Origin of the sequence: Bacillus sp. SIMBA_008 (assembly GCF_046535495.1) — a bacterium.
GTDB classification, from domain to species: domain Bacteria; phylum Bacillota; class Bacilli; order Bacillales; family Bacillaceae; genus Bacillus; species Bacillus subtilis.
The window spans coordinates 1-258 of record NZ_JAWRWL010000756.1 but is presented as its reverse complement, the minus strand read 5'-3'; the positions used below and the strand labels follow the sequence as shown (position 1 = coordinate 258).

General features: G+C 45.7%; 1 protein-coding gene. It reads left to right on the top strand.

The annotated features are described in order from the left end of the window. Positions 1-258, top strand: a 258-nt coding sequence (locus SB658_RS25310) for a rod shape-determining protein (RefSeq protein ID WP_410603186.1), incomplete at both ends; no start/stop codon positions are given.

Sequence of the window (258 nt, the reverse complement as noted above, 5' to 3'; positions counted from 1 at the left end):
ATTATTTCTCTTGGCGGCATTGTGACATCACAATCAATCCGCGTGGCAGGAGATGAAATGGATGATGCCATCAGCAGCTACATCCGTAAAACGTATAACCTGATGATCGGTGATCGTACGTCAGAAGCTATTAAAATGGAAATCGGTTCTGCGCAGCCTGATGTACATGACGAAATGGATATTCGCGGCCGTGACCTTTTAACAGGTCTGCCAAAAACGATCTCGATTACAGCAGATGAGATTGCAAAAGCGCTTCGC